The organism is Shewanella sp. M-Br, from assembly GCF_036245925.1.
GTDB lineage: Bacteria > Pseudomonadota > Gammaproteobacteria > Enterobacterales > Shewanellaceae > Shewanella > Shewanella oncorhynchi.
This window is the reverse complement of the sequence record NZ_BJBV01000004.1, coordinates 90,777-116,942: the sequence shown is the minus strand read 5'-3', so window position 1 is coordinate 116,942 and position 26,166 is coordinate 90,777. Positions and strand designations below refer to the sequence as shown.

The following is a 26,166-nucleotide window of genomic DNA, read 5'->3' as shown; positions in this document are numbered from 1 at the left end:
AGGTCAGGGGCTTCCTGACCTGAGTATTTGTTGAGTGTCACTCGGCGAGCTACCGTACGAGATTGGCTAGTGATATTGCCGAGTGAATGGCTGTTCGTTAGCGTTATTTCCCTGCCGCTACGGATGACTTTTCAGGGGACGCTGAGGCCTGCTCAATCGCAGCAAGCACAAGGTCAGTTGATAGAATTTCAGGTAATTCAATCCCCTGCGGTGCACCCGGGCCATAAACCACGTTGAATGGCACCCCGAAACGATTATGGCTTTGCAGGTAGTGAGTTATGGGCTCAGAAGGCGTGGTCCAATCGCCCTTCATCGGCACAATATGCTGCTGTTGCAACAGGCTATAGACTGGATCTTGCAAGATCACGCCAACTTTATTGGCCTTACAGGTAATGCACCAATCGGCAGTCACATCGACAAATACTGTCTTGCCCTGGGCGACCTGCTGATTAATCAATGCTTGATCCAATGGCGTCCAAGCAAGATCCGCAGGTAAAGGTTTAGCCCACTGGTTCGCCGTCATAAATGCGATAACCGCCGACAGTAAAATGCCGATACCTAAGCAGCTCACAATAGCAATCGCGCCATATTTCTTCGCCATAAACACCATAAATATCAGTGTAATGACACCTGCTAACGGCCAGATGTAGAGCACATCAATAAAGCTGGCCAACAGGCTAATCAGCCACAAACTGGTGATGAGCAACATGCCGGAGAAAAACACTTTGACTGTATTCATCCAGCGACCGGGTTTAGGGAAATAACCCGCCACTTGCGGAAATGCCGCCACAATCAACCAAGGGAACGCCATACCCACGGCCAACGCGGTAAAGATGGCAAACAGGCTCAGTACATCGGCGCCCAAGGCGAAGGCGACCGCAGTACCCAAAAATGGTGCACTGCACGGTGTCGCCAGTAGCGTCGCAAACATGCCCTGTAAAAAGTGTCCGCTGTTATTATTGCCGCCCGTCGTCGCCAACTTGGTTTGCACGTTAGAGGGTAAGTTAATCTCAAATACACCTAACATATTGAAGGCAAACACTGTGGTCACCAGCGCCATAAAGCTGATAAACCAAGGGTTTTGGAACTGCACACCCCAACCAATCGCTTGACCCGTGAGCTTAAGCATTAAGATAAAGCCAGCCAGTAACCAAAATGAGGCCAATATCCCCAGCGCTGATGCGATGAACTGTTGGCGGATTTGATTACGCTTCAGATCAGGCGCAGCAACCACTGAACTGAGCTTCATGCCGAGAACGGGTAACACGCAGGGCATGACGTTTAAGATCAAACCACCAATAAGCGCTAACAGAATCATGCCAAATATCGAGGTGCTTGCTTGAGTAATCACCACAGGCTTCACTTCGGCGCTGTATTCCAGTGATCGCTCGCTATCGACTATTGTGACATTCAGCGATTTACCTAAGACTTCAGGCTCACCCAGCCAACTTTGACCGGTGAAAATACCAATCAATTGCTGGCCATTTGCCTCACTTTCGCTTGGCTTTAAGCTCACTAGCTTGAATGTGGTATCTGGCTCACCATCGATAATCACAGTGGGTTGCTGCCAGTTGGCATCATTGAGTCTGACTTCAAGTTGACCTTTGGCGGCATCCCAACCCATTGTCATGGCAGGATTCTGGCCCTCTTGGGTCAACACTTTTTGTGGCACAAGCGACACGGCCTTGTTGTAAGCCAACATGGCATCGGTATCTGCTTGCAGCGCATTGGGCGTGAAATCAAGACTAATCTGATAATCCGTCAGTACACAGATAGTGGTACAGGTCGACAAGGTCATTTTGCCACGCAACTGAGTTGGGGCAGAGATATCATCGACTTTTAGGGTTAAGGGAAAGGTGGTATTACCTTTGTAACCAAAGGTTTGTAATCCCAATAATGAGAATTCCTCTGGCGCTGGCCATCTCCAATCCACTTGCTGTAGATTGCGAGAGCCATCCCAATTGATGGTAGGCGCGATACCGCCTTCCCCAGGACTGCGCCAATAGGTTTTCCAATCGCCCTCGAGTTGTACTTCAAGCACAGCGGGCAAAGTGTTCGTTGCGGGATCAACTTCGCCCGTCAGCATAAAACGTACTTTGGCTGGCGGGTGATTATCGTTAACTAACCATCCTGTCGATGCCGCCATGAGCGACGGGCTCGTCACTATCAAGGCGAGTATCCAGAATCTGGTTAACATGGATTTTAATGTACTCATTTTGTCCCCATTGGCATGAACCGTTCGTTATGCCCTGTAAATGCTTGCTTTACTGCTTAACTCTGCCCCCATTACAAAGGGCGTGATGGCTTAAGAAAAATCAGTGTGATAGCAGGCTTAATTCAAGAAATTTGATCTGAGATAGGATGTGTAAAGCGGACGTTCTGCAGCTGGGTAATGGTCCTTTCAACCGTTAAACGGGTAAGAAAAGCCAACTATCGAGCTAGAGAATGGGCGCCAGAAAAAACTCACCTATCAGTTTGATAAGTAAATTATTTCTATTCTTGAAAGCGACAGAGAGTGAGATGTATTCGCCTAGGTTTAGCCTGATAACCTTGTATGGGTAACAGTGTTATCACGCGGGAGGCGCGGGGAAGTAACGGCAGTAGGAACAACAGGATAAGAAATGGAATGGAACTCGGTGCATCGATACAGGTTCGGATCGATTTCTCAGACAATTCACATTTTTTATGCTCGCTTTTGACCAGCTCAGTACCCGCCGCTTGGGCATCGACGTGACTCGCCATATTGCTTGAAGCTGAGCTGCTGTTTAAAGCTGAACTTGAGTTTAAAACTGAGTTGGCGCTAAAACCAGCACCAGAAAAAGACGTAGCCGACATCGCTTGCGCGCTCGACTCTTTGAGCAACAAGTTAAGTATTCCACTGTTTTGAGTCAAACAGAACAAGGTCAGAATGGTAAACACCATCACGCCCCATAAGTTGCCTGTTTGCTTAGTCGATAACTTAGAAATTTGGATTTCCCTTCGTCTTATTCTTTGATTATAAAGATAAAAATAAACGTCTATTCACAGCTAGCTGCAGATAAGACCGGCGGATTGTAACAATAGTTCATCAACAAGCAAATTATTTTGGCTTGCCTGAAAAATAAATACAGACAAAGCTTATGCTGAAAACCCGCCATCAATCATCAAACTCGCACCTGTAATGTAGCCAGCTTCAGGACCCGCGATAAAAGCGACAAAACTGGCAATCTCTTCGGCTTTACCAAAGCGACCCAGAGCACCCATCGCCTTGATTGGATCAGATGAATCACCGTTATCAGGGTTCATATCGGTATCCACAGGGCCTGGCTGAATGTTGTTCACCGTAATGGCTCTTGGGCCTAAATCCCGTGCTAACCCTTTGGCCAAACCGACTAATGCCGATTTACTCATGCCGTAAATCGCACCACCTACAAACGGAATACGCTCAGCGTTGGTGCTACCGATATTGATGATGCGGCCGCCGTCATTCATGTGTAGCGCCGCTTCTTGGCTCGCCACAAACACACTGCGCACGTTAGTGTTAATTGTTCGTTCCCAGTCTTCTAACGTCAGATTTTCGATGCTATCCCAAATCAGCGTGCCCGCATTATTGACCACAATATCTAAACCACCGAAGTGCGCTTTGGTCTCGCGAATGGCACGACGGATCGCCTCTGGCTCAGTGCTGTCGGCCTTAATGGCAATGGCTTGACCGCCATGGGTGATAACTTCGTCAACAAGCAATTGTGATTGGGCTTCAGATGACACATAAGTGAAGGCAACCGCGGCGCCGTCACTCGCTAAACGCTTAACGATGGCGGCACCGATACCACGGCTACCACCTTGTACAAAAGCCACTTTACCTTGCAGATTATTTGACGATTTCATAGTTAGCTCACTCAATGGATATACGAAAGTATTGTATATAAAAACGTTGTTAATCCATCACAAATTAGCTGCCGCTCAGTGATTAACACCCATTTTCATACTCTGGTCGTAGCTTACGCTATTAACTTACTCTGATTAAGTCATCAAAATGACCATCACTAAGTCGTACAAGGAATTAGTTGCCTTACAATTTGTTGAAAGTTTATCCTTCAATACAAACGCATTTATATCTTAAAACTGAATCGCTAAGAAAAACAGGTTTAAACTAACTCTTTTAAGGGGGATTTATATAATTTAACTTTAATCAAAATACTGACTAATGCTAAAGCAGTGAACATAAAACTCACCATAAATAAGTTTTCGATGCCAATCTTATATATAAACCACCCGGCAAATGCCGATCCAATCGTGATGCCTAAGTTAGAAAATGAAACAAATAAACTATTAGCAAAAACATGTGCATCACCAGCGTCATCCATAATCCATGTCTGACTGACCAATAAACCTGCAGAGTGTACCGCGCCCCAAAAAACGATAATAGCAATCATAAAATAATATGAGAAACCTAAAAAATTTATCATTGCAAATATCACTAAAAGCATTATCGGGTATAACACTACGGCTCTTAGCATATTGGCATTAATTAGATGACCAAAAATGAAATTACCTACTACGCCAAAAATACCAAAACACATCAGCATTGCACTGATTAACTTACCACTCATACCTGTCACTGTGCTCAAATACTCAGCGATATAACTATATGAAGAGAACATTGCAGCAAAGATAGACACGACAGTCATCAAGGATAACCACATAGCAGGGTTTCGTAAGATATTTACCTGCGCTCCAAATGACATCTTAGTTCTTACGGGCATGTTCTCCATCAACAATAAAACACTCACCAGAGCGATAGCACATGCTGTTAGGCCGAAATAAAACGCTGCTGATAAAGAATATTGCTCCGCAATAAATGAACTCACTGGAACACCTAAAACAAGGCCAACTGCAACACCTGCAAATACTCTCGCTGCGGCATTCGCCTGCTCACTCTCTGCAACCATACTGGTAGCGACCACTAAAGTTACCGAGAAGAACACCGCATGGACTAACGCGGGTAAAATACGGAATATCATCATGGTGGAGTATTCTTGCGTATTCGCATACACCAAGTTTGACACCACAAATAATGCAAGTATCCCAGCCAGCACATACTTACGATTCCACCCAGACATAAATAGCGTCACAAAAGGACCAGTGAATGCAACCACAATGGCATAAATACTAACTAAGAAACCAGCTTGTTGAATGTCTACCTGAAATTGTTGAACAACATAAGGTAGCAAACCAATAATAGACAACTCTGTTGTTATGATGCCAAATACCGCTAACGACAGTGAGAATAACAATATGTTTTCTTTTTTCATCATTCAAAACTCTTAGAATATTGGGATCATAAGAAAGCGTTGCAACTTCTAACGACTAAATCTATGGACAATAGATTTGAGGTAAATTAACGAAAAAATAAATGCCGAGCATTTAAATTACTCGGCATTAGACTCGATATGAATACAGTATTTCTGTTACTTAGTATTAAAAAACTTAAGCACTAATGGTTCCACTTGAGTTGGACACTCCTCCATTAGCCAGTGTCCACATCCATCCAATATATGTCCTTCAACTTGAGTAGCGTACTCATTCATTTGGTCAATTTGAGTTTGACCTAAGCTGCCTAGACCATTACCCGATATCGCTAACAGTGGCATTTTTAGCTTACCTTGAGCCAATATTTCTTTATTTTGTAGAACCGACTTTGGTAAAGCTCGGTAGTATTCAAATGCTGCATGCAATGTATGAGGCTTCTCATATGATTTTGCATAAAGTCCTAGGAGCTCCTCTGAAAAGGCTTCCGGCTTTTCTGCATGCTTTCGAATAAAATGCGAGAAGAATTTCTTTTCATTACCCGAGACCAAGGTTTCTGGTAAATTGCCATCCGCAGAGAAAAAGCTAAAATGCCAAGCGGTTGATTCCCCTTGAGGTGTGTACGCTGGGAAAGTGTAAATTCTCTCATCTGGGATCACTGCTTCTAAATAGGCCACTTTAGCAATATCCTTTTGATACTTTGCCACCATAGGATAAGTTGCCCATATGCCAATATCATGCGCGACAAGATTAAATGGCTCATCTGGACTAAAACGTTTCGCGAGTGAATAGATATAAGGGGAAACGTCTTCCCCAGTATAAGAGCTGTTAAGCGGATCAGATAACCCTAGACCCGGTATATCAATGGCGATAACTCGATAATTTTTGGCAAGCAAAGGCATAAGTTGATGCCACTCATACCATGATTGGGCAAAACCATGCACCATTAGCAATACTGGGCCACTGCCGCCAGCGACATAGTGCATCTTAATACCATTAACTTCCTCGAAACCGCTCTCAAATCCTGATGGGATAGGGAACTCAGTCGTGGCGTTTACCGTCAACGAAGTGGCCGCTGTACATGCCGCAAACATCAAGTACTTCATTTTTTTAATCATCATTAAACCTTTCAGTGAACCAACTTTAAAATGTCATCAAAACTTATGCTGAAAACCCACCATCAATCATCAAGCTCGCCCCTGTGATATAGCCCGCTTCTGGGCCCGCAATAAAGGCGACAAAGCTAGCGATCTCTTCGGCTTTACCATAACGCCCTAGGGCGCCTATCGCCTTAACGGGCTCAGATGAATCGCCGTTATCAGGGTTCATATCGGTATCCACAGGGCCTGGCTGAATGTTGTTCACCGTAATCGCACGTGGGCCTAAATCCCGCGCTAATCCTTTGGCCAAGCCGACTAATGCCGATTTACTCATGCCGTAAATCGCACCACCTACAAACGGAATACGTTCAGCGTTGGTGCTACCGATATTGATGATGCGGCCGCCGTCATTCATGTCCAGCGCGGCTTCTTGGCTCGCCACAAACACACTGCGCACATTAGTGTTAATGGTTCGCTCCCAGTCCTCTAGCGTCAGGTTCTCGATGCTATCCCAAATCAACGTGCCCGCATTATTGACCACTATATCTAAGCCACCGAAATGCGCTTTGGTCTCGCGGATGGCACGACGAATCGCCTCCGGCTCTGTGCTGTCGGCCTTAATGGCAATAGCTTGACCGCCATGGGTGATAACGTCGTCAACCAGCAATTGTGATTGGGCCTCAGATGACACATAGGTAAAGGCAACCGCTGCGCCGTCACTCGCCAATCTTTTAACAATGGCAGCGCCGATACCACGGCTACCACCTTGTACAAAAGCCACTTTACCTTGCAGATTATTCGACGATTTCATAGTTAGCTCACTCAATAGAGATTTTAAATTGGCTATATAGAACAGCGTTGTTAATCCATCACAATATGGCTGCCGCCCAGTGATTAACGCTCATTTTCATACTGTGGTCGTAGCTTACGCTATTCCCATAACCTGATTAAGTCACTAAAATGACCTTCACTAAGTCCTATAAGGAATTAATTGCCGTGATAAATAATCAATTTGTTGAGATACGCCATTTCGTCACAGTTGCCCAGCTAGGCAGTTTTACCTTAGCGGCGCAGGCGTTAGGCATGACTGGTTCGGCGCTCAGTAAAAGCATAGTGCGCTTAGAAACCCGCTTAGGCACTAAACTACTGCACCGCACCACAAGGCGTGTAAGCTTAACCAATGATGGCGATTCGTATCTCACAGATTGCCAAAATGCCATGGCAATCCTAGACAATGCACAGAGCCGACTCGGCAGCGAACAGCAAATTCCCTCAGGTCGAGTGCGAGTGGATTTACCCGTGACGTTTGGGCGGCGATATATACTGCCAACCCTATTATCACTGTCGCAAAAATATCCCAAGCTCGAGTTATCCATCACCTTTAACGATAGGGCGACAGATCTATTCAATGATGGGATTGATTTGGCGGTGCGTGTCGGACAACTCGGCGACACTGTGGATTTAGTCGCCCGTAGATTAGGAGAACAACGCCGAGTGATCTGCGCATCTCCCGCCTATTTCGCTCGACTTGGCACGCCACAAGGCAAAGAAGATCTCAGCCAGCACCAATGCATTGTCGGCTGGCCGCTTGGGCAGCAACATCGCTGGTTACTTAAAAATGAGGATGGGATCATCGAGGCCTATGACATTCCAGTACGCCACGAAATAGCTGATTGCGAAGCCATTTTAGCGGCCACACTGGCGGGAGTGGGTTTAGCACAAGTGCCGATATGGTTAGTTGAGGACTATCTTAAAACTGGTGAACTTATCTCGGTACTAGACGAACTCGCCAGTGACGACACACCCATCCACTTAATTTGGCTTAAAACTCCTTACCTCCAACCAAAGCTACGAGTGATCATCGAAGCACTGGCCGACTTAGCGAAAGCGCCAAAAAGCAGATTTAAGGCAGGATAAGTAAAAGGCCTCGACTAATCGCGACCTTTCACTTTGGGACTAACGGCTATTTATTTTGATGTACAGATTGGTCATAGAGAGTGATCGCTTTCCTGAGCGCGTCAAAATCCGCCGAACACAAATGCTGCTTTAAGCTATCAAACTTTTCGGCAGGCCAATCGTAGATTTTTAACGCCAGTAACTCAGTAATGACGTCTTTATCAAACCGATACTTGATTAATTTCGCAGGTGATCCCGCCACAATACTGTAGGGTTCGATATTTTGAGTGACGACACTATTTGCGGCAACAACCGCACCTTCACCTATCGTCACCCCAGGCATCAGCATACATCTCATACCTAACCAAGCCCCATCACCAATATGAGTATCACCTTTGCCTACATAGGCCTCCTCGATGAAATCCATAAAGGGATATAAACAAAACCAATCCGCTCTATGCGTATGATTTCCGCCCATTAAGATCACAACTTCGGCAGCGATACACACATAGTTCCCGATATAAAGTTTATCGATAGGCCACTTAGGCTCCCACTCACGGCTCACTTCATCACCATGAAGATATCTCACTGCTGCTCCCTCAAAGCCAGCATCCCAGCAATCACTGTAATAGCTATGTTGGCCTTTGACTATGATATTGGGATTGGTGACCACCTCGTGCAATAACTCAACTTTTGACCAATGCTTGTTCTGCATTGTAAATCCTCTTTATAAACAAAATAATAGATATAAGACATCATGTTATGAGAAGTTTCACATTAGAATAGTCAGTGAATACGCGGCTGTTTTAGCAGAGGAATGAGTTTCATAAAAAAATCACAAGTGGGTATAAAAAAGAAAATAGCCCATAAAACTGAAATATCGACATGAGCTAAGCCGTTGTCACTGAAAGCATACAATGTTCGCGATGAGAAAAATCTTCGCTATTTCATCGCAGCTTTTACATAGACATCGAAACGGTTTTTCTTGGTTTCAATAACCGTATTAGGCTTAACCCCGTCCAAATCTTCGGCATAATCTGGGCGCTTAACGACGACACGTTTAGTTGCTAAGGCTAAAGCTGGGGCTAACAAGCCATCGGCATCTAAATCGGCACCGACTAAGGATTGGAATACACGCATTTCTTTTTTAACAAGGGCCGATTTATCACGGTGGGGGTACATAGGATCGAGGTAAACCACATCCACCTCTTGTGCCAATTTCGATAGTGCTTCTAAGCTAGAACCATGAAATAGGCGCATCCGCTCACGCATCCAATCGCCGATTTCAGCATCTTGATAGGCGCGGCGCAGACCGTCTTCAAGCAATGCCGCAACCACAGGATGACGTTCAACCATAGTTACATTACAACCAAGGCTTGCGAGCACAAACGCATCGCGCCCTAAACCCGCTGTGCCATCGACAACACTCGGTGTTACCCCTTGCTTTAATCCCACCGCTTTAGCGATAGATTGGCCACGACCGCCACCGAACTTACGTCTATGGGCGACGGCGCCAGTCACAAAATCCACCACTATGCCATCGAGCTTAGGCTCATCGCGTTTATGCAGTGATAAAGTATCTGATTCAAAACGCAATTCGAAGGTCGCATTCGCATCGTAGACGAGTTGCCAACGTGCACAAATATCCACAAGTGTTGGGTATTGCTGATTGAAAAAAATCGGGGTCACAGGCTGTCTTCTAACCAACGAAAATGATGGCCATTATGCCTAAAAATCTCGTTTATGAATATGCTAGTAAGCAAAACACATCGCCAAGCTCATCACTGTCTTAGCCAATTTGTCTCAGTACGCCCTTAATAATTCAAACAAGCATCACACTGTAATGTACTGATTTATAAAGGCAGCAATCTATTTGTATAACAGTTTAGTGATTTATGTTATATGTTACGTCCCCAGCCAACCTGCGTGACTTCCGTACGGGATAAGGACTTTTTTTGCTTCAATGGCTAAAAGGTTTTTTGTTTATCAGGGAGCAAGATTTTTTAAATCCTGACAAAACGATATTAAAAACCAGCTTATTGCGGATTATTCTGCTTAGTGGCGCCATCTTGACCACTAGCATAGTGCTGCATAGCTCTTTAATTGCGTATGAGTTAAACCTCACTTTCATTATCAGCATTACGGTCAGTTTTTTAACCGTACTATTCCTGTCTTTATGGTTTACGCGCAAATATTTACTCGTCAGCTCTATCAGCCTGCTGGCGATGGTTATTGCAGCCTGTTTATCTATGCTGTTGTTTATCCCTGACTTCAACTTATCGCAAGTAGGTATTACTTTCTTATATACCTTGCCCTTGATGGCGCTTTTCCTGTTTGGCAGAAAAGTCGCTTTTATTATGATGTGTTTCAACGTATTGCCTTTTTTACTGCTACTGCGTAACCAAAACCTGCCTCCCATTATCGATATTGATATCAGCCTACCTGCGACCCACGCTTATCTAAACGGTTTGCTGTTTATGTTTTTTAATATCTGTATCCCGTTGTCGGCGATGCGTCTGCTAAAAACCCAGAAAATCCATGCGCAGCAAATGATCCAGCATCAAAATGCACTGCAACATACATTAGACCAATATGCTGAAATCTTTGAAAATAATGGTACAGCCTCTTTCTTCTGCAATGAGGATGGAGTCATTCTCAACCTGAATAATGCCGCGAGGGAAATCGCTGGAGAAGTCACACTAAACCGCACTCGCCTATGTGACATTTTTGAACTTACCGAAGATACCAGCACGAATTTACTGGCGGCGTCGTTTCCGACCCATTTAAAGAACAATAACAGCACTAAATATCTGCTGCAGAAAGCCTCATTACAGCACCATGATACTTTGTTGTTTCACTGCCACGATGTCACAGAACAGGCAAACCATGCGATTGAGCTGAGTCGACTTAAAAAGCACCACATCAGCACGCATTTCTATGATTTAGTGACAGGATTACCCAACGAAAATCACTGGTATAACCCAGCGCCAAGCTTGATCCATCAGGAAATGACCGTAGCCTTAATCAAAATTGATAATCTTAGCCAAATTAATGCTGCTTTCGGTATCAGCGTCGGAGATGCCATCCTAAAAGCCTTTGCTATTGAACTCAAAAATCGCTTTGGTCATATCGCAAAAATATACCGATTTAGAGGAGCATCGTTTGCACTCGAGTTTACTAGCCTGCCGCTTATCTCCCCTGAAAACCTAGCGCTACAATTACGCGAGCGTATTCCAACAAACCTACAACTTAAGCAAGAACAACAGACTGAATATCATCTCGAGTGCAGAGTCGGTTGCAGCTCTGGTAATAAAGCCTCACCGCAGCAAGCCGCGGAGCAATGTTTAATTGCCATAAAACAAACCACCCAAGCTAGCCCAGTGATGGTGTATTACATTGGTTTGATTAACAATCTGCTCGAAGCTTCATCGCAAAAAGCCAGAATCCGTGACGCGCTGAAACACAACCGCCTTGAAATGTGGCTGCAACCTAAAGTGATGGCCAATGGCCACATTACTAGCTTTGAAGCGCTAGCCAGAATGTTTGACGAAGACGGCACTATGATCATGCCGAACACTTTTATCCCCATCATAGAGTCATCTCAATTGCAGGCGATTTTTGCGATAAAAGTCTTCAGGCAATTACTACAACTGATCCGTTCTTGGCCTAAGAATGTGCCTCTGGTTAGGATAGCCTTTAATTTATCAGGGCAAGATATTCTGTCGGATCGCTTCTTTAAGGTGTTAATCCAAACCTATATGAATCATCCTGAACTCATCCCATTGTTGGAAATTGAAATTACTGAAACCTCTGTATTTTCAACCCATAAAGAAACAGGCCGACGCCTAAACACCTTAGCTCGCATGGGGGTTTCTATCGCCATTGACGATTTTGGCACTGGCCATGCGTCATTAAGCCAGCTCATTGATATCAGTGCCGACACAATTAAAATCGACCGTTACTTTGTCAGTCAAATGGGCATTAGTGAACGCCATACCCAAATTGTTAACGCCGCCATCCTGTTAGCCAAGAGCTTAAAACTCAACGTCATTGCCGAAGGTATCGAAACCGAAGCCCAGTTATTGCAACTCACTGCGCTAGGATGCGAACAATTTCAAGGTTATTTATTCGGTAAACCCGCACCAGCGAATCTCTGGCTGAAAACCTTTCAAATGCAAACCCCCACACATTGGTTTGCCAATAAAAAGAGCGCCAACTGAGGCATTAAATTTACGCCTAGAAGCATCGCAGGTATAATTGGCGACTGGCATTTGCCTCTCTTTGCTATGTTTGCAAATTACTAGGATCCCCCATGTTAAGTTACCGCCATGGTTATCACGCTGGCAATTATGCCGATGTGTTGAAACACGCCATCTTGCTACAAACCTTGCAGCTGATGCACAAAAAAGACAAACCACTCGTGTATATCGATACCCACGCAGGTGCGGGTGGTTATGCTTTAAGCGATGAATTTGCACAGAAAACAGGTGAATACCTCGAAGGTGTAGCTAAGCTTTGGGATAAAACTGACTTACCACAATCGCTGCAGGACTATGTCGCCGCCGTGCGCCATTTTAATGAAGAAAATCCAGACGAACTCAACTTCTACCCAGGTTCACCCGCCATTATCGACATGGAGCTAGGGCCTAAAGATCGCATGGTCTTGCACGAGCTGCACAGTACTGATTACGTGTTATTGGATGATTATTTCTGCGAAGACAGACAAGTTAAAGTGATCAAAGGTGATGGCCTAAAAGGCCTTATCGCCGCAGTACCACCATTAGAGCGTCGTGCTCTGGTGCTAGTCGATCCTAGCTACGAGATGAAAACCGACTACCAAGATGTGGCCGAAACCCTGATAAAAGCGCACAAACGTTTTGCAACAGGTGTGTTTATCCTGTGGTATCCAGTCGTAAATCGCACTCAGACCGAAGGTATGTTATCGCGCCTCGCCAGCAGTGGCATTAAACGTCAGTTGAGAATTGAACAAGCCATTAAGCCCGATTCAGATGAATTTGGCATGACAGCGGCAGGATTATGGATCATCAATCCACCTTGGCAGTTAGACGAAATCGCAACTGAATTAATGGATTACTTGGGTAAAACACTTGGACAAGTGGACGGTAACATTACTGTAAAATGGGAAGTCGGCGAGTAACCTTCGACTCAAATGGCGGCGATGATCTCCGGATTTTCGCCACTTCATTTCAGCTTATCAATGCGGTAACTAAACGTCCTTCTGCTCGCGGTAACGCTTCAATAAAATTTTCACACGCTCAACATAGGCTTGGGTTTCAGGATAGGGCGGAATGCCATTGTACTGAACCACGGTCGTCGGCCCCGCATTGTAAGCCGCACAGGCCAATGCGACATCACCATTGAACTGTTTTAGCATTTGTGCCAAATACTTACTGCCACCTAATATATTCTCTTCAGGCAAAAATGCATTAGCCACACCCATCTCTTTTGCTGTTTCTGGCATCAATTGCATTAATCCCATGGCGCCAGTTCGCGAAAGTGCACGCGCATTAAAGGCTGATTCCGCGTGGATCACAGCACGGATTAAGGCGGGATCAAGTTGATGCTTATGGGCTGCATGAGAGATCAAGGCATCATAATTAGCGGTAAATAGCCGAATACCATTCCAGTCTATGGTCGAATCGGGACGACAGGCAAAACAGTCATATAACAAAATTTGATACTGGTTATTTGCGGGGGCTTTGTCGGTAAATACGGTGACACCATTAGCTTGTTGGTATTGATAAATTTTGAGTTTTTCTAGACCTTCACTACTCACTATGCCGCTCTGTGAGTACCGTGCCACAATACGCGGCTTAGCTTTTTCGCGCGCCTCCTCAGCATTTGCATTTATCATCAAACTCGAAATCAATAATAAGCACAGGCCTAACACCTCAAATCTGCAGGGCAATGAAAAGGCTGCAAAAGTCAGTGTACGAGCAAGCGCTGAGCGAGTAAGCAACATCAAAGTCCCGTGTACTGATTAAGTTTAAGTACTTCAATAATAGCAAAGAGTTGCTTCATTTCTCGGTTTATCTGACTAAATTCTACTGAAAAGGTTGCGCCATGAAAAATGGACTGCATTTGAAAATGCGTTCTGCGATTCGGCAGGAACAAAGTCAATTTATTGCGGAAAAATGCACATTGAATATTGCCATCGAAATGTTTGGCAAGCTCCTGTAAGCGCTCCATAAATGCCGTATTGAGCAAATAGCGCGACTCGATTTGATCCGTTGAAAACACGTCGAACTCTTTTTCAAATTGCGGATCTTCAAGTTTGACTCGTACCAGTCCCGCATGGCTGTCGGACAGGAAATTCGCTAAACCACCGCGATCCCTCAGCACCACAGTATGACCCATAAACGCTTTATGGCTACTCAGCTCAACCACTAAGCCACGAAACTGGGTTTCCGTGCGGGTCACAGTTCTGCGCCTGCTGGTACTGACATCCAGCTCTTCGACTTGCACATTCTTGGTCAGGGTAAGCTCATTAACCGCCAACTCAACGCCCTTATAGCAGCCTTGTATATAGTCACCGAAGCTGACTTTGTCGTATCGCGGTAATACTTTAGCCGCAACGAGTCGATTCATGTCGAGGCGCATTTCGCGGCTATAAATAAAATCATCGCCGAAATATTTAAACATCAGCGGATAAATATCATTTTGAACCAAATACTTAAACTCACGAGTCGGAGCAAAGCTCCACCAGCATAATCCGACTAAGGCAAGCAATGGCAAAGGCGGGAAATAAGCGCCACCGCTGTAGTAGCCAATAACGGTGAGCAAGCTCAGCTCAAGCACTATCATCAAACTCAAATACAAACGTTTACGCGCCGCCTTAAGGCAAGCCACACGCTTAGTTTCATATTTACGACTGATGGGCGCGATATGTTCTTCGTAATACGCTTCGAGTTGAGGTAGTTCGTCCAAATCCGCAGACAAACCAACAGGCCCCCGATAAGTCCGAATCGGGCTACCTAAAATAAAAGTGATGATATTCATATTGATGTCATAGTATTGCAGGGTGATAACTCACCCTGCACAGCTAAGCTTACAAGTATTCGGCCGCATCTACGGGCGCTTTTGCCGCTTCGCTTACCTCATAGAATGGCATCACTTTAATACTCGCCATAGAAGCGATAATCGAGCCGGGGAAGATTTCTACCGCAGTATTAAGCTCGGAAACTGCCGAGTTGTAAAAACGCCTTGCAGCTGAGATATGTGCTTCGACCTCGTTATAGGTCTGCATCGCCTGCAACATAGTGTTGTCCGATTTGAGCTCGGGATAGTTCTCCACATTCACCATCAAGGTACTCATTTTGTCGTTCAACCGCTCAGCCTGAACTAAATGTTCTTTAACTGCGCTAGGGTCGGCCTTGTTGTAATTATGGCTTAGCAGAGTACGCAATTCGGTGATTTCAGTGAGCAGTGACTTTTCATGCTCCATAAATCGTTTAGCGATTTTTAGAATGTTAGGCACAAGGTCGGCACGCTTGGTCAGCTGTACATCGATACCCGACAAGGCTTCGAGCGCGGTATTGCGCTTTTTGACTAGACTGACGTACCAAAGATAGGTCACGATAAAAATCAGCGTTAATCCCAATAACAATTTTTCCATCTTCCATCCTTAGGTTTCTTATTCTTGTTAATAGGATACAGCTAACCATAAATGAGTGAAAATTTCACCTGCGGGCTGATTAAGACAATGAAATTACTCGCTGGTCAGAGCTGGCGATGTTATCTAACGAGCAATCATCAACGAAGCTGGCCATATTCAACGATGAAAAGTGATCATCTGCATAAAAAACAGCATTTAACCTATAAATTTATCGATATTCAGCTCCGATACAGCAAACAACGTCTATAGTGATATGGCACAACATTAGAGCATCCAATTTTGCTCGTGAATACTGGACTCCTCGAGAGTCCATTTTTTTATCCTAATTTTCGCCCTCCTCACTTCAACACAGTCAATAGCAACATTTAAGTTTCAATTAAAACTTAACAATCATACTTTGCCGCTAATTTTTTAACTTTTACCTTAGCTTTCACTCCGAGTCTTGCACCTAGAGTTATCCCCTCAGCCACATCATCCACAATCGGCCGTCGGCAATGTCTCGAGTCTGTTATAGGGTCCAAATATTGCGCTGCGTAAAGGTCGACATAAAGGAAGGACGATGAGTTTTAATTCCGGCGATATTCCTCCAAAAAAAGCTTCTGAACCCAATCCACAACAGGGCGATATCAGCTCTAGTGGTTGGTTTGTACGTTTTCTCAATATTGTTGAACGCTTAGGCAATCTGCTGCCCCATCCAATCACCTTATTCGCACTGTTCTGTGTTGCCGTGGTCATTATTTCAGGTATTGCGGGCTACTTTGGGTTAACCGTAGTCGATCCTAGACCTATTGGCTCACACGGCCGCAGTGCCGACGGTTTAATCCATGTGGTGAGCCTGATGAACGCCGAAGGTTTGCGGATGATAGTCTCGCATCTAGTGACCAACTTTACTGGCTTTACGCCGCTCGGCACTGTGCTCGTGGCGCTACTCGGCGTCGGGATTGCCGAACGCTCTGGCTTATTATCTGCGGCTATGCGCGCCTTAGTCATGGGTGCCTCTAAACGATTAGTCACTGTGACCATAGTATTTGCCGGCATTATGTCTAACACCGCTGCCGAGCTTGGCTATGTGGTACTTATCCCTATGGCGGCGATGATTTTCCACTCCCTTGGCCGCCATCCACTTGCAGGTTTAGCTGCCGCTTTTGCCGGGGTTTCAGGAGGTTATAGCGCTAACTTATTGCTTGGTACTGTCGATCCCTTGCTATCGGGCATTACCGAAGCAGCGGCGCGCATGATAGATCCTCAATACAACGTCGGCCCAGAAGTAAACTGGTACTTCATGTTTGTCTCCACCTTTGTGATCACTTTCCTTGGCGCCTTTGTCACAGAGAAAATCGTCGAACCTAAGTTAGGTCAATACCAAGATGATGATGCAGACGAAACCGTACTGCAATCGATGGAGAGCATCAGTGCTATTGAGAAACGCGGCTTAAAATGGGCTGGGTTATCTATGTTAGTGCTCGCGGTTATTTTAGCGATTTCAGTCGTACCAGAAGGCGCACCGCTGCGCCATCCTGAAACCGGTCTCATCTCAGGTTCGCCATTCCTCAAGGGCATAGTCGCCTTTATCTTTATCTGTTTTGCCATACCGGGCTTTATTTACGGCAAAGTCGTGGGCAGCATCAAAAATGATAAAGATGTCATCAATGCCATGTCCCACAGCATGAGCACTATGGGCATGTATATCGTCCTCGTCTTTTTCGCCGCACAGTTTGTCGCCTTCTTCAACTGGAGTAATTTAGGCGCAGTATTGGCGGTGTTAGGTGCCGATGCACTGCAATCCATAGGCTTGACGGGCCCGATCGTATTTTTGTTCTTTATTATGCTCTGCGGCATTATCAACTTGATGCTTGGCAGTGCCTCGGCCCAGTGGGCCATTACCGCTCCTATTTTTGTGCCTATGCTGATGCTGGTTGGTTATGCGCCCGAAACGATTCAAGCGGCGTACCGTATTGGGGATTCGGTGACTAACTTAATCACACCTATGATGAGCTACTTTGGTTTGATTTTAGCGGTTGCCTGTCGTTACCAGAAAAACCTAGGGATAGGTACGCTGATCGCCACTATGCTGCCGTACTCGCTCGTGTTTTTCGTGGGTTGGACAGCGTTCTTCTTCCTGTGGGTATTTGGCTTTGGTCTGCCCGTTGGGCCGGGAGCCGCGACTTACTACACGCCTTAACCGCAATAAAAAGGGCGTCGATGATGAAGTCGACGCCCTTTCTTTATTCAATAGCTTTAGTCGTATAGCCATTCCATTAACAGACTGCAGATCATCAAAAAAATACCTAGATTAAACACATAGGTCTGTAGGGTAGATTTTAATGTCGTGTCCTCAGCTTGCGATACTATCTGGCTCACTGACATAAAAAATAATTGAGGGGCTAGCCCCATGCCCACAAATAACACAGCAGCACCGACACAGCGAGTTAACTCTGGTAGTACAAGCTCCTGCAAGTAAAATGCATAAACGCCATAGGCCAAAAATGCCAGCGCTATGCCATGGCATATCATTCCCACGATAAGTTGCTTAGTGGCAAGATTACCCCACGAAAACACCATGTCACTCCTACACTCAGCTTAACCAGAACTATTGATACTATTGGGAGCGAAGTTTATCTCGCTTACGATTAATCTGCACCCACACAAACCAACCAAATAAAATACCGCCAATGGGATAAATATAGAGCGCTCTTTGCAGTTCCGCCCAGAATGGATCGCCCGAGATAAAATAATGTATTAAGGCGACCACGAGGGACGTCAGCATACCCCAGAAAAATACGCCAAAGACCAAAATGACGTACATCTTACCTTTAGCAATGAGTGCATCTAGTTTTTGCAATTCCAACGCAGCATCATCCATGTTTCGTCCTCTTAACTGCCTCAGCGCAATATGCCAGAACTCGCGCACAGTGCCTATCCATCTTTATAACTAACAGCATTAAAATAACAAAAAGCCCTGCAATTGCAGGGCTTTAGTTTAGAAGTTTAGAAACGATCGAGCTTATTCAGCTGAGTTTGGCTTCTGTTCTTTACCTTTCTTCTCGCGCTTACTGAAGAGACGCTCCACTATCACGAAGAATAATGGTACGAAGAAGATCCCTAGGAAAGTCGAGCTCATCATACCGCCGAGTACACCTGTACCAATGGCGTTTTGACTACCAGAGCCTACACCGGTACTGATAGCTAACGGCACAACACCCAGACCAAAGGCTAGAGACGTCATTAAGATGGGGCGAAGACGCACACGCACCGCATGTAAGGTCGCCTCAACTAAGCCTGAACCTTTCTCATAGAACTCTTTAGCGAATTCCACAATCAAGATGGCGTTCTTAGTCGCTAACCCTACTGTGGTTAACAGCCCCACTTGGAAGAACACGTCGTTTGGCAAGCCGCGACCATTCATTGCAATCAAGGCACCGATGATCCCGAGCGGAACCACGAGCACAACTGCAAAGGGTACCGACCAGCTTTCATAGAGTGCTGCCAATACTAAGAAGACCACTAAGATCGACAGAGCATACAGCGCTGGCGCTTGGTTACCCGATAGACGTTCTTCATACGATAGACCGTTCCACGCGACACCAAAACCAGGAGGAAGCTGCTTGGCTAAGTCTTCCATAATTGTCATAGCTGCACCGGTACTGAAACCAGGAGCCGTGGCACCCTGAATGCTCATCGATGGTAAGCCGTTAAAGCGTTCTAAACGTGGAGAACCGTATTCCCATGCACCAGTGGCAAACGCAGAGAATGGCACCATGTCACCCTTGTTATTGCGCACGTACCAAGAATCTAAATCTCCCGGTTGCATACGATACTGGGCATCACCTTGCACATATACTTTCTTCACGCGGCCACGGTCAATAAAGTCATTCACATAAGAACCACCCCAAGCCGTTGCAAGCACATTGTTCACATTAGTGATTTCAATGCCTAACGCGCTCAACTTAGCGTGATCTACATGTAATTGATAAATTGGCGCATCTTCTTGACCGTTTGGACGCACACCCACCAGATTTGGATTCTGTGCCGCCATACCAAGCAGTTGATTACGTGCCGCCACTAACTTCTCGTGGCCTTGGCCGTTCTTATCCTGCAGGTACATGTCGAAACCGTTCGCCGTCCCCAACTCGATTACCGCAGGCGGTACGAAGGCGAATACTAAGGCATCTTTCATCTGACCGAACACACCCATAGCACGACCAGCAATAGACTTCACGTCCATACCAGGCGCTTCACGTTCAGACCAATCCTTCAAACCAACGAAGGCGATACCCATGTTTTGCCCTTGACCCGCAAAACTGAAGCCCGCCACGCTAAACACCGACCTCACGCCCTCCTCAGCCATAAAGTGATCAGACACTTTCTCCAATACTTTTAAGGTACTTTCTTGAGTTGAGTTAGTCGGCAAAATGGCTTGCGTGAACAAAATACCTTGGTCTTCATCTGGTAAGAACGCCGTAGGCATACGGATAAAGATCCAACCCACTGCAATAACCAGCACAACGTAAATCGCCATCACTCTAAAGCCGCGCTTGATGATCCCAGCAACGCTCGACTCATAACGATTAGTCAGTTTATCGAAACTACGGTTAAACCAACCAAAGAAGCCAGTTTCGATATGAGCATGGCCCTTCTTAATCGGTTTGAGCATAGTCGCACAAAGTGCAGGTGTTAAAATCAAAGCAACTAGAACAGACAACGCCATCGCAGATACGATAGTGATAGAGAACTGACGATAAATAACCCCCGTTGAACCTGACATAAATGCCATAGGGACAAACACTGCGGAGAGGGTCAGACCGATACCGACTAAAGCACCGGTAATTTGATCCATCGACTTACGCGTCGCTTCAAGTGGACTTAAGCCCTCCTCGGCCATTACCCGCTCGACGTTTTCCACCACCACAATCGCATCGTCCACCAACAAACCAATGGCGAGCACCATAGCAAACATGGTTAAAGTGTTAATCGAGAAACCCGCTAACGACAGAATCGCAAAGGTTCCCAGCAATACCACAGGTACTGCAATAGTCGGGATCAAAGTTGCGCGGAAATTTTGCAAGAAGAGGTACATGATGATGAACACTAGTACAATAGCTTCAAGCAAGGTATGTACTACACCTTCTATCGATTTTTCAACGAAAGGCGTTGTATCGTATGGATAAACAACTTCTAGCCCTTGCGGGAAGAAAGGTTTCATCTCAGCAATTTTTTCACGAACAGCTTCAGCAGTATCAAGCGCGTTAGCACCCGTTGCCAGCTTAATCGCTAACCCTGTCGCAGGTTGACCGTTATACAGTGACACCACAGCATAACTTTCAGAACCTAATTCAACCCGTGCCACATCGCTTAGGAAGACGTTTGCGCCTGAAATATCCGATTTAAGGATAATTTTGCGGAACTCTTCCGCCGTTTGTAAGCGGCTTTGAGCCGATACCGTTGCGTTCAACTCTTGGCCAGCCACAGAGGGCGCGCCACCTAACTGTCCAGCTGAAACTTGAGCGTTTTGAGAACGAATCGCAGCGATAACGTCTAAACTGGTCAAGTTGTATTGAGTCAATTTCAACGGATCTAGCCATATACGCATCGCATATTGGGCACCAAACAGCTGAATTTCACCTACACCCGGTACGCGACTCATAGGATCTTGAATGTTCGCACCAACATAGTCGGCGATATCGCCTTTATCTAACGAACCATCGGTCGATACGAAACCTAATACCATTAAGAAGCCTGAACTCGACTTGTTAACGTTAACCCCTTGCGCCTGCACCTCTTGCGGTAACAGGGTCATAGCGCCCTGTAACTTGTTCTGCACTTGAACCTGTGCAATATCCGGATCGGCTTCAGCGTTAAAGGTTAAAGTGATCTCAGCATTACCAAAACTGTCACTGGCGGAGGCGATATAACGGAGGTGATCGATACCCGTCATACGTTGCTCAATCACCTGAGTCACAGAATCTTCAACAATCTTAGCGGAAGCGCCAGGATAGTTAGCACTGATCACCACGGTCGGTGGTGCAATGTTAGGATATTGGGACACTGGCAGCGAGCGGATCGAAAGGATCCCCGCCAGCATAATAATCAAGGAGATCACCCACGCAAAGATGGGGCGATCAATAAAAAAACGTGCCATAGCTATGCCCTATTGTGCTTGCGTTTCAGAAATAACTTTGGTGGTTACTGGAGCGCCGGGACGAACTTTCTGTAATCCTTCCACAATCAACTTGTCGCCCACAGTTAAACCAGAAGTGACTCGCCATTGGTTGTTAATCACTTCTGCGGTCGTCACTGTTTTCGCTTCGACTAAACCTTGGTCATTCACCACCATAGCCACAGCTTCACCCTTAGAGTTACGCGTAATCGCTTTTTGTGGAACCAAGATAGCCTGTGGATCAGTGCCCGCATTTAACATAGCGCGAACATACATGCCAGGTAACAAGATACCTTCAGGATTAGGGAATTCGGCGCGCAGAATAACTGAGCCAGTGTTTGGATCCACGCTCACTTCAGCGAACTGCAACTTACCCGGATGACTATATTGAGTGCCATCTTCAAGCAATAATTTCACGTCTGCATTTTCTGAAGCTTGTAGCTTACCTTGCTGCAACTTAGCTTTAAGACGTAACAACTGAGCACTCGATTGCGCGATATCCACATTGATAGGATCAAGTTGTTGAATCGTCGCCAGCGTTTGGCTTTGGTTGGCAGTCACTAACGCCCCCGCAGTCACACTCGATTTACCGATACGACCAGAGATAGGTGCTAATACTTCAGTATATTGCAGGTTGATTTTAGCGGTGTTAATCGCAGCTTCAGCCACGGTAACATTTGCCAATGCTTCTTTATAAGCCGCTTCAGCTTCATCGAACTCTTGCTTACTGATGGCGTTGGTTTTTACCAATTGCTGATAACGTGCCGCCTTAGCTTTTGCTGAGGCTAAGCCCGCATTCGCTCTGGCTAAATCAGCATTGGCACTCACTAAAGCAGCTTTATAAGTTGAAGAGTCAATCTGATACAAGGATTCACCCTGTTTCACATTGCCACCTTCAACAAAACTACGCTTAGTGATAATACCGTTAACCTGTGGACGAACTTCAGCCTCGAGGAAAGCTTTACTGCGTCCTGGTAATTCCACCTGAATCACTTGTGGCTGGGCAACAACATTAAGGATTCCCACTTCCATACTACGTGGACCAGCCCCCGCCTGAGCGCTCTCTTCTTGAGGGCTGCAAGCTGCCATCCATAACGCCACGCTTATAACTGAGGCAAGTTTAATTGTCTGCCGCATGAGAACTCCTTCAAATATTAACTGCCCACATACCAGTACACTTATTGCGCTGACACGAGCCGTAATTGTAACTAAAATCAAATCCGTTATTTATCTCATAGCCTATATGAATCAACAAGGAAGATAACGAAACTAAATTGTAAACTAATGAAAATTTTCACTCATTCAGCATTACTATATTCATCGAATTGTTATTCGATTTAAAAAATCGGTTAACTTTGAGTGGCATTGTTAGGGGGATATGCCGTAAAACACCCAATAAGCCTACTCCATATTGAATATGTTGCAAATCTGTTCATATTCTAGACTTGCGGCAGGCCAAGGCCCACAGCTCAATGACGTTAGCTTAACCGTCACTTGTTGCAATAATTTGTACATAGAGACGAAAACGCAGCGCGCTTGTTTTTACTCAGGCCACTCTCAGCATCAAGTCGTTAAAAACGACCCTATCAAGACTGACAATACCGAAAGAGAGTAAGCAAAGAGCTGGCTTCAGACTGCTTGTGCGTAAAAACATGAATACATCCGATAGCGGATTGCTGTGCAGTTTATTACATCTACTATTTGTGCACGGCTAAAATGCAGCGCCAGCGTTATGAGTCAACGCCATACAATTAAACAGTCACAAATAATAGCTAGCGGGCTATTTTAGTGGTTACCCCAAATCGGAGCAAACCCGAAATTCAGATTAATACCCCATTAAATGAAACTCAGACTCCCACAAATAATGCTTCTGTAATGACAAATATTGCTAGCAAAGCAATATTTGTCTATTAAAACTAATTTGTTCATCTTCAATCACAACTTAACAGGACTAAATTCGATTATCGCCCACGCTGCAAGCCAAAATGCGGCTGATATCAGCCAAACAACGACCCGACTCCTGTTGCCACTGATTAAATACGGCTTGCACTTGTTTAAGCGCCGTCTGCGACGTAAAGCCCGCATCAACTAATTTGTGCGCTTTAAAATAATCTTGCACATCATCGGTTAACAAAAAGGTATCTTTGCCAATGCCGCGCAGAAAATAGGGACCCGTATTGCCGCCCAATCGAGTACCTCGTTTCTTCAACAACGCCCACAACCCGATAATATCCTGCGTCGGCCAAGCGGCGATCAGCTGCGCCAAACTGCCATGTTCGCGAGCAACATCATGGATCATCAGAGCATTATCATAAATGGCTTGAGTCTTTTTAAGATGGCGAATCAAGGTCGCATCACTTGCCCGCGCTTGAATTTGCTCAGGCGATAACATTAATACTTTATGCGGTTCGAACCCAAAGAAAGACTTCTCATACTCGGGCCATTTGTTAACAACCACCCGCCATACAAAACCACTTTGAAACACCTGACGGCTCATCGCCGACAATAATTCAGCATCCCGATATTGGCGAATTTCATCATCAGACAGGCAACCAGACAATAAGGCTTCGAGTCCAGCAGGTCCGCCTTTGCGCTCACTGGCTCTGGCATAAATAGATGAAAAATGCTCTAACTGGCTCATATTATTACCTTTAAAATGATTAAATCCCGACACTTTCTATATGGGCTCATAATACCGATTTTTATCCCTGATGGATCACTTGGCTTTGCCAAGAAAAATTGTGTTTATTCCAGCATTTTTTAAAAAAACTCTTACAGCAAGCGCTTCAATTACGACTAAAGTTAAAACGTAAAGTCCGTAAAAGACTGGGTTTGGAGTGAGTGCCTATGGAGCTTTTTTATCACCCGTTATCACGCTATTCACAGAAAGTGCTCATCGCACTTTATGAAAAGCAGGCCAACTTCTATCCCAGAATCATAGATCTACGCGACCCTTTGTCTCGCAAGGAATTTCACCAACGTTATCCGCAAGCGCGAATCCCCCTGCTTAAAGCCCAAAATGAACAGCTGATACCCGAATCCAGCATTATTATCGAGTACTTAGATAGGCATTTTGAAAACAGTACCCAGCTGCTGCCACAAGAACCACAACGCAACTTACAGGTACGTTTGTTCGATCGCATCATAGACAATGATATTAACAACCCATTATTTCAATTAGAAAAGTTAAAGCATATAGAAGACAGCAATGAATTCGAAATCAAACAATTAGAGAAGCAACTACTGACACAGTTTCAACGCTTAGACGCGCAACTCACACAACATCATTGGGTCTGTGGCGACAGTTTTACCTTAGCCGACTGTGCACTAATCCCTTGTTTAAGCTATAGCTTCCAACATCTAAACCTGTTGGATTTAGATGAAATCGTTCGCTATTGGCAACAGGCACAACTGCGTGGCGCTTGGATGTTAGTACAAGAAGAGGTGTTACTGGCTGAGATGGAGGAAACGGCAGGAATAAGAGGCATACCTTAGCGAGTAAGTCATGCCTCAACACAATCACATATTGCGTTCTTTCTTCAACTGCAAAAACGCTTTCCACTTCACGACTTCGGGCGGCAACTCAGGTGCAGCATCGGTATAACCCGCCTCTTTCACTAACACATCTAGCGGCACTTGCTTACCTTTGCACACAAACACACCGCGCACATGAACGATACAATGTAGGCCACGTTCGCTCACAAAGCGTTGTTCAATATAGAAATATTTTTCATCCCAACCGACGACTTTGGTTTCAATCTCAAAGGTTTTAAGCGGCTTAATATCGCGAATATAAGTAAATTCGGCGGCGTTGACTATCGGCATCCACTTCAACTTTAAGAAACGTTTCAGCAGACCCATCTCAGCCAACATATAGGTCCGCGCCAGATCCATAAACGCGGGATAGCGAGAATTAGTGAGATGGAAATTGATGTCGCAATCGCTCGGTAAAGCACGATAAGTGATACGGCTTGTCCCTAGAAAATCGATCTTACGACAATGGCGCGTGCGCCAGAATAACAACCAAAACAAACGAAAATACAGATTCATAACGCGCCGCCCTTGAAATAAGAGCCACAGGCTAACAG

At 45.4% G+C, this 26,166-nt stretch carries 22 protein-coding genes; 5 read left to right on the top strand and 17 right to left on the bottom strand.

Annotated elements, in window-relative coordinates; genetic code table 11:
* Positions 1-103: 103 nt before the first annotated feature.
* From AAA952_RS04435 to AAA952_RS04410, 6 genes are all read right to left on the bottom strand, one after another.
* Positions 104-2,215 (bottom strand): protein-disulfide reductase DsbD family protein, encoded by a 2,112-nt coding sequence (locus tag AAA952_RS04435; protein ID WP_338254766.1) that lies wholly within the window; start codon positions 2,213-2,215, stop codon positions 104-106.
* Positions 2,216-2,493: 278 nt separating this feature from the next.
* A complete protein-coding gene (locus AAA952_RS04430) occupies positions 2,494-2,922 on the bottom strand; it encodes a hypothetical protein (protein ID WP_338254763.1) in 429 nt (142 codons plus the stop codon).
* Between the two features lie 195 nt (positions 2,923-3,117).
* On the bottom strand, positions 3,118-3,867 hold the full coding sequence (locus tag AAA952_RS04425) for a 3-oxoacyl-ACP reductase family protein (protein ID WP_338254761.1): 750 nt from the start codon (positions 3,865-3,867) through the stop codon (positions 3,118-3,120).
* A gap of 260 nt (positions 3,868-4,127) precedes the next feature.
* The gene (locus AAA952_RS04420) at positions 4,128-5,297 is read right to left on the bottom strand and encodes an MFS transporter (protein WP_338254759.1); all 1,170 of its coding nucleotides are present in this window, start codon (positions 5,295-5,297) and stop codon (positions 4,128-4,130) included.
* A 153-nt stretch (positions 5,298-5,450) separates the two neighbouring features.
* Positions 5,451-6,410: an alpha/beta fold hydrolase gene (locus AAA952_RS04415; RefSeq protein ID WP_338254757.1), complete on the bottom strand. Its 960-nt coding sequence runs from the start codon at positions 6,408-6,410 to the stop codon at positions 5,451-5,453.
* Positions 6,411-6,450: 40 nt separating this feature from the next.
* On the bottom strand, positions 6,451-7,200 hold the full coding sequence (locus AAA952_RS04410) for a 3-oxoacyl-ACP reductase family protein (RefSeq protein ID WP_338254755.1): 750 nt from the start codon (positions 7,198-7,200) through the stop codon (positions 6,451-6,453).
* A 185-nt stretch (positions 7,201-7,385) separates the two neighbouring features.
* On the opposite strand from AAA952_RS04410, the gene AAA952_RS04405 reads away from it, so the two are divergent.
* Positions 7,386-8,306, top strand: a complete 921-nt coding sequence (locus AAA952_RS04405; protein ID WP_338254753.1) for a LysR family transcriptional regulator — start codon at positions 7,386-7,388, stop codon at positions 8,304-8,306.
* 46 nt (positions 8,307-8,352) lie between these two features.
* Here AAA952_RS04405 and AAA952_RS04400 read toward each other — a convergent pair whose 3' ends face one another.
* Together AAA952_RS04400 and AAA952_RS04395 are read right to left on the bottom strand one after the other, a co-directional pair.
* The gene (locus tag AAA952_RS04400) at positions 8,353-9,000 is read right to left on the bottom strand and encodes a CatB-related O-acetyltransferase (RefSeq protein ID WP_338254751.1); all 648 of its coding nucleotides are present in this window, start codon (positions 8,998-9,000) and stop codon (positions 8,353-8,355) included.
* 227 nt (positions 9,001-9,227) lie between these two features.
* Positions 9,228-9,974, bottom strand: coding sequence for a class I SAM-dependent methyltransferase (locus tag AAA952_RS04395; protein ID WP_131524452.1), 747 nt, complete (start codon positions 9,972-9,974; stop codon positions 9,228-9,230).
* Between the two features lie 266 nt (positions 9,975-10,240).
* On the opposite strand from AAA952_RS04395, the gene AAA952_RS04390 reads away from it, so the two are divergent.
* Positions 10,241-12,505, top strand: a complete 2,265-nt coding sequence (locus AAA952_RS04390) for a GGDEF domain-containing phosphodiesterase (RefSeq protein WP_173497835.1) — start codon at positions 10,241-10,243, stop codon at positions 12,503-12,505.
* Between the two features lie 92 nt (positions 12,506-12,597).
* Positions 12,598-13,443, top strand: coding sequence for a 23S rRNA (adenine(2030)-N(6))-methyltransferase RlmJ (locus AAA952_RS04385; RefSeq protein WP_219251423.1), 846 nt, complete (start codon positions 12,598-12,600; stop codon positions 13,441-13,443).
* 69 nt (positions 13,444-13,512) lie between these two features.
* On the opposite strand, the gene AAA952_RS04380 is transcribed toward AAA952_RS04385, so the two are convergent.
* Genes AAA952_RS04380 through AAA952_RS04370 form a run of 3 tightly spaced genes read right to left on the bottom strand, consistent with a single transcriptional unit; the run spans position 13,513 to position 15,921 of the window.
* Positions 13,513-14,268: a lytic transglycosylase domain-containing protein gene (locus AAA952_RS04380; protein ID WP_306683850.1), complete on the bottom strand. Its 756-nt coding sequence runs from the start codon at positions 14,266-14,268 to the stop codon at positions 13,513-13,515.
* Positions 14,268-15,305 carry a DUF3137 domain-containing protein gene (locus AAA952_RS04375; RefSeq protein ID WP_338254741.1) on the bottom strand — a complete coding sequence of 346 codons (1,038 nt, stop codon included), beginning with the start codon at positions 15,303-15,305 and terminating at the stop codon, positions 14,268-14,270. Before AAA952_RS04375 ends, AAA952_RS04380 begins: the two co-directional genes overlap by 1 nt.
* A gap of 49 nt (positions 15,306-15,354) precedes the next feature.
* Positions 15,355-15,921, bottom strand: coding sequence for a LemA family protein (locus AAA952_RS04370; RefSeq protein ID WP_105250697.1), 567 nt, complete (start codon positions 15,919-15,921; stop codon positions 15,355-15,357).
* 559 nt (positions 15,922-16,480) lie between these two features.
* Between AAA952_RS04370 and AAA952_RS04365 the strand changes: the two genes are divergently transcribed.
* Positions 16,481-18,103: an AbgT family transporter gene (locus AAA952_RS04365; protein ID WP_206766008.1), complete on the top strand. Its 1,623-nt coding sequence runs from the start codon at positions 16,481-16,483 to the stop codon at positions 18,101-18,103.
* A 56-nt stretch (positions 18,104-18,159) separates the two neighbouring features.
* Here the strand turns inward: AAA952_RS04365 and AAA952_RS04360 are convergent, their stop codons facing one another.
* From AAA952_RS04360 to AAA952_RS04340, 5 genes are all read right to left on the bottom strand, one after another.
* Positions 18,160-18,483, bottom strand: coding sequence for a hypothetical protein (locus tag AAA952_RS04360; RefSeq protein ID WP_198572450.1), 324 nt, complete (start codon positions 18,481-18,483; stop codon positions 18,160-18,162).
* Positions 18,484-18,520: 37 nt separating this feature from the next.
* Positions 18,521-18,784 carry a hypothetical protein gene (locus AAA952_RS04355; protein ID WP_198572451.1) on the bottom strand — a complete coding sequence of 88 codons (264 nt, stop codon included), beginning with the start codon at positions 18,782-18,784 and terminating at the stop codon, positions 18,521-18,523.
* A gap of 141 nt (positions 18,785-18,925) precedes the next feature.
* Entirely contained in the window at positions 18,926-22,060 is a 3,135-nt protein-coding gene (locus AAA952_RS04350) for an efflux RND transporter permease subunit (RefSeq protein ID WP_338254734.1), read from the bottom strand.
* Between the two features lie 9 nt (positions 22,061-22,069).
* Complete coding sequence (locus AAA952_RS04345) at positions 22,070-23,215, bottom strand: efflux RND transporter periplasmic adaptor subunit (protein WP_105250703.1); 1,146 nt, start codon at positions 23,213-23,215, stop codon at positions 22,070-22,072.
* Positions 23,216-24,029: 814 nt separating this feature from the next.
* On the bottom strand, positions 24,030-24,719 hold the full coding sequence (locus tag AAA952_RS04340; protein ID WP_338254732.1) for a DNA-3-methyladenine glycosylase I: 690 nt from the start codon (positions 24,717-24,719) through the stop codon (positions 24,030-24,032).
* A gap of 206 nt (positions 24,720-24,925) precedes the next feature.
* Between AAA952_RS04340 and AAA952_RS04335 the strand changes: the two genes are divergently transcribed.
* Positions 24,926-25,573, top strand: coding sequence for a glutathione S-transferase family protein (locus AAA952_RS04335; protein ID WP_131524442.1), 648 nt, complete (start codon positions 24,926-24,928; stop codon positions 25,571-25,573).
* Positions 25,574-25,597: 24 nt separating this feature from the next.
* Here AAA952_RS04335 and AAA952_RS04330 read toward each other — a convergent pair whose 3' ends face one another.
* Positions 25,598-26,128 (bottom strand): thioesterase family protein, encoded by a 531-nt coding sequence (locus AAA952_RS04330; RefSeq protein WP_006079446.1) that lies wholly within the window; start codon positions 26,126-26,128, stop codon positions 25,598-25,600.
* Positions 26,129-26,166: the final 38 nt, after the last annotated feature.

Coding starts and splice junctions, on each gene's coding strand:
- AAA952_RS04435 (WP_338254766.1), bottom strand. CDS start 2,215: ATGAGTACATTAAAATCCATGTTAACCAGATTCTGGATACTCGCCTTG.
- AAA952_RS04430 (WP_338254763.1), bottom strand. CDS start 2,922: ATGGTGTTTACCATTCTGACCTTGTTCTGTTTGACTCAAAACAGTGGA.
- AAA952_RS04425 (WP_338254761.1), bottom strand. CDS start 3,867: ATGAAATCGTCAAATAATCTGCAAGGTAAAGTGGCTTTTGTACAAGGT.
- AAA952_RS04420 (WP_338254759.1), bottom strand. CDS start 5,297: ATGATGAAAAAAGAAAACATATTGTTATTCTCACTGTCGTTAGCGGTA.
- AAA952_RS04415 (WP_338254757.1), bottom strand. CDS start 6,410: ATGATGATTAAAAAAATGAAGTACTTGATGTTTGCGGCATGTACAGCG.
- AAA952_RS04410 (WP_338254755.1), bottom strand. CDS start 7,200: ATGAAATCGTCGAATAATCTGCAAGGTAAAGTGGCTTTTGTACAAGGT.
- AAA952_RS04400 (WP_338254751.1), bottom strand. CDS start 9,000: ATGCAGAACAAGCATTGGTCAAAAGTTGAGTTATTGCACGAGGTGGTC.
- AAA952_RS04385 (WP_219251423.1), top strand. CDS start 12,598: ATGTTAAGTTACCGCCATGGTTATCACGCTGGCAATTATGCCGATGTG.
- AAA952_RS04380 (WP_306683850.1), bottom strand. CDS start 14,268: ATGTTGCTTACTCGCTCAGCGCTTGCTCGTACACTGACTTTTGCAGCC.
- AAA952_RS04375 (WP_338254741.1), bottom strand. CDS start 15,305: ATGAATATCATCACTTTTATTTTAGGTAGCCCGATTCGGACTTATCGG.
- AAA952_RS04370 (WP_105250697.1), bottom strand. CDS start 15,921: ATGGAAAAATTGTTATTGGGATTAACGCTGATTTTTATCGTGACCTAT.
- AAA952_RS04365 (WP_206766008.1), top strand. CDS start 16,481: ATGAGTTTTAATTCCGGCGATATTCCTCCAAAAAAAGCTTCTGAACCC.
- AAA952_RS04360 (WP_198572450.1), bottom strand. CDS start 18,483: ATGGTGTTTTCGTGGGGTAATCTTGCCACTAAGCAACTTATCGTGGGA.
- AAA952_RS04355 (WP_198572451.1), bottom strand. CDS start 18,784: ATGGATGATGCTGCGTTGGAATTGCAAAAACTAGATGCACTCATTGCT.
- AAA952_RS04350 (WP_338254734.1), bottom strand. CDS start 22,060: ATGGCACGTTTTTTTATTGATCGCCCCATCTTTGCGTGGGTGATCTCC.
- AAA952_RS04345 (WP_105250703.1), bottom strand. CDS start 23,215: ATGCGGCAGACAATTAAACTTGCCTCAGTTATAAGCGTGGCGTTATGG.
- AAA952_RS04340 (WP_338254732.1), bottom strand. CDS start 24,719: ATGAGCCAGTTAGAGCATTTTTCATCTATTTATGCCAGAGCCAGTGAG.
- AAA952_RS04335 (WP_131524442.1), top strand. CDS start 24,926: ATGGAGCTTTTTTATCACCCGTTATCACGCTATTCACAGAAAGTGCTC.
- AAA952_RS04330 (WP_006079446.1), bottom strand. CDS start 26,128: ATGAATCTGTATTTTCGTTTGTTTTGGTTGTTATTCTGGCGCACGCGC.